This window comes from Phenylobacterium sp., from assembly GCF_031425575.1.
Taxonomy (GTDB): Bacteria; Pseudomonadota; Alphaproteobacteria; order Caulobacterales; family Caulobacteraceae; genus Phenylobacterium.
The window spans coordinates 1-5,718 of record NZ_JANPJP010000098.1 but is presented as its reverse complement, the minus strand read 5'-3'; the positions used below and the strand labels follow the sequence as shown (position 1 = coordinate 5,718).

Below are 5,718 nucleotides of genomic sequence, written 5' to 3'. Positions count from 1 at the left end.
GTGTCGGCATTCCGCGACGTGCGCCAAGCGGGAAGTACGGGGGAAATGGCCATGAAAACCTACCGCATCGGGGTCATCGGCCTGGGCCAGCGGATCGCCCACGTGCTGGCCGCCATGAAGGAGGTCGGCTGGAACCTGGAGGTGGCCTCCTACGTCGATCCGGGGCCGGTGGGGGCGCCGATCCTCAGCGCCGCCGGGATCCCGCTGGGGACCAGCTACCCCTCCCCCGGCGCCCTGCTGCACGACGGGCCCTATGACCTGGTGATGATCGGCACGCCCAACCACCTGCACATACGCCATCTCGGCCTGGCCATGGCGGCGGGCTATCCGATCTTCGCCGAGAAGCCGATCGTGCGCACGGTGGAGGAGACCTACGGCCTCGCCCGCGCCCTGGCCGAGCCCGGCCGGCCGCCGCTGTTCATCGGCCTGGTGATGCGCTCCATGCCCATCGTGCGCGAGGTGATCAAGCGCGTGGACTCAGGCAAGCTGGGGGAGATCATCTCGATCGACGCCACCGAGCACCTGAACGTCGAGCACGGCGCCTACCTGGCCCGCAACTGGCGGCGCAAGGCCGAGTGGGGCGGGTCCTACCTGCTGGACAAGGTGTGCCACGACTTCGATATCTTCGGGCGCATCGCGGGCGCGCGGGCCGCCAAGGTGGCGAGCTTCGGCGGGCGGCGCGTGTTCACCTCGGAGCGGGCCGGCGCACCCCGGACCTATGACGACGGCTCACCGGCCTATGTCGCCACCAACCCCGGCTGGATGGGCGCCAACGACGCCTTCGAAAGCGACATGGACGTCACCGACCACCAGACCGCCATGGTGGAATACGAGAACGGCGTGCGGCTCTCCTTCCACGCCAACAGCCACGTCAGCCTGCCCGAGCGCCGCTGGTACGTGGCCGGGACGGACGCCACCCTGATCGCCGACCTGGTGCGCAACAAGCTGATGATCCGCCGCACGCTGAGCCGCCAGAAGCCCGAACGGATCGACTACGGCGGCGTGACGGCCGACAGCCACAACGGGGCCGACCAGGCGATGGCGCGCGACCTGCTGGCGACGCTGGAGAGCGGGGCGGCGTTCCCGGTCACGCCCTATGACGCCATGGAGGCGGGGCTGACGGTGATGGCCATCGACCAGGCGATGGCGGAGGGGGTGATGCTGGACTGCGCGCCGATGTGGGCGGGGTTGGATGAGGCGCGGGGCTAGGCTCCCTGGAGGTTCAGGATTTCCGGCAGCGCGCCCAGCAGCCTCTCGGTCTGCTCCCCCGTCCCCACCGTGATCCGCAAGTAATCCCCGATCCTCGGCGCATCCCAGCGGCGCACCAGGATGGCCCGCTCGCGCAGGGCCACCGCCAGGGCTGCGCCGTTGTGCTGCGGGTGCTTCGTGAAGACGAAGTTGGCGCTCGACGGGAGGGTCTCGAAGCCCAGGGCGGTGAGGCCTTCCACCATTCGCGTCCGGGTCGTGATGATCGTCGCCAGGGTGTCACGGAAATAGGTCTCGTCCTGCACCGAGGCGATGGCGCCGGCCTGGGCGGGGCGGCCGAGGGGGTAGGAGTTGAAGCTGTCCTTCACGCGGGTCAGGGCCTGGATCAGAGCCGGGTGACCGAGGGCGTAGCCGACGCGCAGGCCGGCGAGCGCCCGGCTCTTGGAGAAGGTGCGGACCACCAGCAGGTTGTCGTGGGCGGCGATCAGGGGGACGGCGGTGTCGGCGCCGAAGTCCACATAGGCCTCGTCGATCACCACGGGAGCGTCGGGGTGATCGGTGAGCAGGGTCTTGATGTCGGAGAGCGGCAGGGCGACGCCGGTGGGGGCGTTGGGGTTGGGCAGGATGATGGCCCCGGCCCTGCGGCGGTAGTCGGCGACTTCGACGTTGAAGGCCTCGTCCAGGGGGATGGTCTCCGCCTCGATGCCGAACAGGCGGCAGTAGACGGGATAGAAGCTGTAGGTGATGTCCGGGAACAGCAGGGGCGCGTCGTGCTTCAGCAGGGCGGCGAAGGCGTGGGCCAGGACCTCGTCGGAGCCGTTGCCGACGAAGACCTGGGCCGGATCGAGGCCGTGGTAGGCGGCCAGCGTCTTGCGGAGTTCCGTGGCCTCCGGGTCGGGATAGAGGCGCAGGTCGTCGGTGGCCTGCGCGGCGACGGCGGCGAGCGCCTTGGGCGAGGGGCCGAGCGGGGACTCATTGGTGTTGAGCTTGATCAGGCCCGCAATGTGCGGCTGTTCGCCCGGCACATAGGGCGAGAGCGTGTGGGTAAGGTCGCTCCAGAGGCGGCTCATGCGGGTCCTCGAGGCCGTGGGGTGTGGGCGGTGTCTTACAGGGTGAGTCGGCAAGATGCTCCCCCTCTGGGGGAACTGGCGCGAAGCGCATGAGGGGGACTCTGACTCTTGTTTTGCTGAAGTCGGCGCCAACTACGTTGGTCCCCCTCCGGCACGGCCCTGCGGTCCGCGCCACCTCCCCCACATCGCGCTGCGCGCTGGGGGAGGATCTAGGCCCGCCAAGCGTCGCCGTCCGGCAGGGGATTTGCAGCGGGGCCGGGCGGAGGGGCCCATGACAACCATCAGTGTTTCAAACTGGACGGACCTGAGCGCGGACGACCTGGCGTCGTGGCGGCGGTGGCAGGCCGACTGCCCCGCCCTGGCCAGCCCCTTCCTCACGCCGGAGTTCGCCCAGGCGGTCAGCCGGGTGCGCGGCGACCTGGCGTTCGCGGTGCAGCGGGACGAGGCCGGGCGGGCCCAGGCCATCCTGCCGTACCATCGCGGATATCTGGGCTCCATCTCGCCCCTGGCCGGCCCGATGTCGGACTGGCACGGGGTGGTGGCCGCCGATCCGGACGCGGTGGACGTCAAGGCCATGGTCACGCAGCTGGGCGCCAGCGTGATGCGGCTGGAGAACGGCCACAGCCCGACGCGGGGCGCTCCGGGCGCTGTGGAATTCTCGCACATCATGGATCTGAGCGGCGGCTACGACGCCTATGAGGCGCGCGGCAGGGCCCGCGAGGCCGGGGCGTTCAGCCGGCTGGCCAGCCGGGGCCGCAAGCTGGCCATGAGCGGCGAAGTGACCTTCGACCTGGACGACCGGGCGCCGGAAGCCCTGGACTGGCTGATCGCCAACAAGCGGCGACAGTGCCTGGCCACCGGCCAGTTCGACGTCTTTTCCGTGGGCTGGACCCGGGCCCTGCTGCACGAGCTGTTCGCCACGGGGACGCCGGCGTTGCGCGGGCGGCTCTCGACCCTGCGCATCGATGGGGCGCTGGCGGCGGCCCACTTCGGCATCCAGGGGGCGGGCGTCCTGCACTACTGGTTCCCGGTCTATGACGAGGCCTACGGCGCCTGTTCGCCCGGGCTGATTCTGCTGCAGGCCATGGCGCGGCAGGCGGCCGGCGAGGGCCTGGCGGCCATCGAACTGGGCAAGGGCGACTATCGATACAAGCGCGAGTTCGGCGACACCCAGCGGCCGGTCTATCGGCACGCGGTCTGGGCCGACAGCGTCAGCGGGGCGCTGTGGCGCTCCATGGACGGGCTGGAGGGCGGCTGGGCCGCCCTGCCCCTGGGCGAAGTGGCGCGGCTGCCCGGCAAGGTGGCGCGACGGGCCGATCGGCAGCTGAACTTCTACCTGGGCGACCTGCGCGCGGCTTAGCGCGATCCGCGCCGGGCTGCTGCGCGGCCCCTCCGGCCCGCGTCAGCGACGCGGGCGTACGTCGCGGCGATCGACAAATCGTTGTCGATCGCATGCGGCTCGCAAGCGCGAGCCACCGCTCCTCACCCCCCTAATTTCCACCCGACCGCCTTGACGAAGGCCTCGTAGAAGGCCGGTTCGTAGGCCTGTTCCGGATCCTTGCGGACCCATTCGTCCAGCAGGTGGGCGTCGTCCCCCACCAGGATGCGCCAGGTCTCGGCCTTGACCCCGTCTAGGATCACGGTGGCGGCGGCCGCGGCGGTCATGGGGGCGTCCTGTTCGAAGCGGCGCGCGCCCTCGGAGACCATGGCCTGGATGGCGGCGTCGGGGACGTCCGACAGGTCCATGCCGGCGGCGACCATGCGGTGGCGGGTGGCGGCCAGTTCCTCGGGCGTCAGGTCGTCGGACTCGGTGTGGCCCTGCACCTTGCGGGAGTTGGCGACGATGGCGGTGCCGATGTGGCCGGGCATGACCACGCTGGCCTTCACGTGCGGCGCGGTCAGCCGCAGGTCGGTGACCAGGGCCTCGGTGAAGCCCTTCACCGCGAACTTCGCCGCCGCATAGGAGGTGTGGGAGGTGTTGGGGCCGATGGTGGCCCAGAAGCCGTTGACGCTGGAGGTGTTGACGATGTGCGCCTCGGGCGCGGCGATCAGCATGTCCAGGAACGTGCGGACCCCCAGATAGACCCCGCCCCAGCAGACATTGAAGGTCCGCTCCCAGGCCGCGCGCGTGTCGGTGACCATGCTGCCGCCGCCAGCGATGCCGGCGTTGTTGAACAGCAGGTGGATGTGATCGGTCTGGTGCTGGTCCTTGATCTCGTCCCGGAAGCGCTGCAGGGCGGCCTCTTCGGAGACGTCGGCGACATGGGCGGTGATGCGCACGCCCTGGGGAATGCGGTCGCCTTGGCACAGGCTGATGGTCTGGGCCATGTTCTTCGCCGAGACGTCGCACATGGCCACGTGGCAGCCCTGGGCCACCAGCTGGCGGGCGAGCTCGCGGCCCATGCCCGTGCCGCCGCCGGTGATCACGGCGATCCTGCCGGTGAAGTCCTTCATCGCGTCTCTCCCTTTGGCGAGAGCTTGGACCCTGGCGGGCGCGGGCGGAAGTGTGACCCGGCGTCAGGCGGGGCGGCGGGGCGGCCCGGCGTGCTTAACCCCTATTCACCCAACTTCTTGGCCAGCCATTGACGGGCGTGCGGCAGTCTCAGGCTGAACAGGATTGGGCCTATCGCCTTGGAACAGATCAGCAAAGTCGCGAACGCCGGGGCGCTGTCGGCCCGGCAGATGCTCGACGCCTTCGACATCTGGCTGAGCGCTCGCGTGGCCGAGGCCCGCGCCGCCGACATGGACCTGGCCTTCCACGACCGCGAATTCGACATCGCCCCCGGCCGCGAGCCGCCCCTGGTCGGCTGGAGCCACATGCTCTTGGCGCCTGGCGCCTGCCCGCCCAAGGGACCCGACTGGACCGTCTATCGCCTGCAGGACCAGGGGTCGGCCGCCAACAGCGCCGGCGGCGGCCTGGACCAGGACGGCCTGCGGCTGGCCCTGGAGGCCCTGGGCTACGGCGCCTATCTGAACCCGGCCAGGATGGGTTGATCGCCCGCTAGGGGTTGCGCGCGCGCGTCATGGCCGCAGGATAGGGCCAAGCCCTTGTCCTGATTCAGAAAGTCGCCGCCCTTGAACCGCGCGCTCCTCGCCGCCTCCGCCCTGGTGCTCAGCGCCGGGGCCGCCTTCGCCCAACCCGTGCCGCCGCAGCCGCTGGCCCTGCCGCCGGCCATCGCCGCGCCGCGCGACACCCCCTATCCTGGGGTGATCACCCTGTCGGTGGACGCCACCGACACCGACCGCCGCATCGTCCGCGTGCGCGAAACCATCCCCGTGGCCCAGCCCGGCCCCATGACCCTGCTGTTTCCCGCCTGGATCCCCGGCAAGCACGCGCCGCGCGGCATGATCGAGAAGCTGGCCGGCCTGACCATCACCGGAAATGGCGCGCCGCTGAAATGGACGCGCGATCCGGTCAACGTCTTCGCCTTCCACATCGACG

Annotated in this window: 5 protein-coding genes and 1 pseudogene; 4 read left to right on the top strand and 2 right to left on the bottom strand. The window is 70.5% G+C overall.

The genetic code is table 11. The features are described from left to right. On the top strand, nucleotides 1–1,209 hold a 1,209-nt coding region (locus RMO97_RS05120), incomplete at its 5' end, for a Gfo/Idh/MocA family oxidoreductase (protein WP_310539458.1). Here the strand turns inward: RMO97_RS05120 and hisC are convergent. Then, on the bottom strand, nucleotides 1,206–2,276 hold the full coding sequence (gene hisC, locus RMO97_RS05115; RefSeq protein ID WP_310539457.1) for a histidinol-phosphate transaminase: 1,071 nt from the start codon (nucleotides 2,274–2,276) through the stop codon (nucleotides 1,206–1,208). The genes RMO97_RS05120 and hisC overlap by 4 nt on opposite strands. Before the next feature lie 271 nt (nucleotides 2,277–2,547). Between hisC and RMO97_RS05110 the strand changes: the two genes are divergently transcribed. Then, nucleotides 2,548–3,636 carry a GNAT family N-acetyltransferase gene (locus RMO97_RS05110; RefSeq protein WP_310539456.1) on the top strand — a complete coding sequence of 363 codons (1,089 nt, stop codon included), beginning with the start codon at nucleotides 2,548–2,550 and terminating at the stop codon, nucleotides 3,634–3,636. 122 nt (nucleotides 3,637–3,758) lie between these two features. On the opposite strand, the gene RMO97_RS05105 is transcribed toward RMO97_RS05110, so the two are convergent. Further along, nucleotides 3,759–4,730 (bottom strand): SDR family NAD(P)-dependent oxidoreductase, encoded by a 972-nt coding sequence (locus tag RMO97_RS05105; protein ID WP_310539455.1) that lies wholly within the window; start codon nucleotides 4,728–4,730, stop codon nucleotides 3,759–3,761. Between the two features lie 177 nt (nucleotides 4,731–4,907). Between RMO97_RS05105 and RMO97_RS05100 the strand changes: the two genes are divergently transcribed. Both RMO97_RS05100 and RMO97_RS05095 read left to right on the top strand, forming a co-directional pair. Beyond that, on the top strand, nucleotides 4,908–5,270 hold the full coding sequence (locus tag RMO97_RS05100) for a hypothetical protein (RefSeq protein WP_310539454.1): 363 nt from the start codon (nucleotides 4,908–4,910) through the stop codon (nucleotides 5,268–5,270). A gap of 81 nt (nucleotides 5,271–5,351) precedes the next feature. Further along, nucleotides 5,352–5,718: pseudogene (locus tag RMO97_RS05095) on the top strand (peptidase M61); the annotation flags it as partial.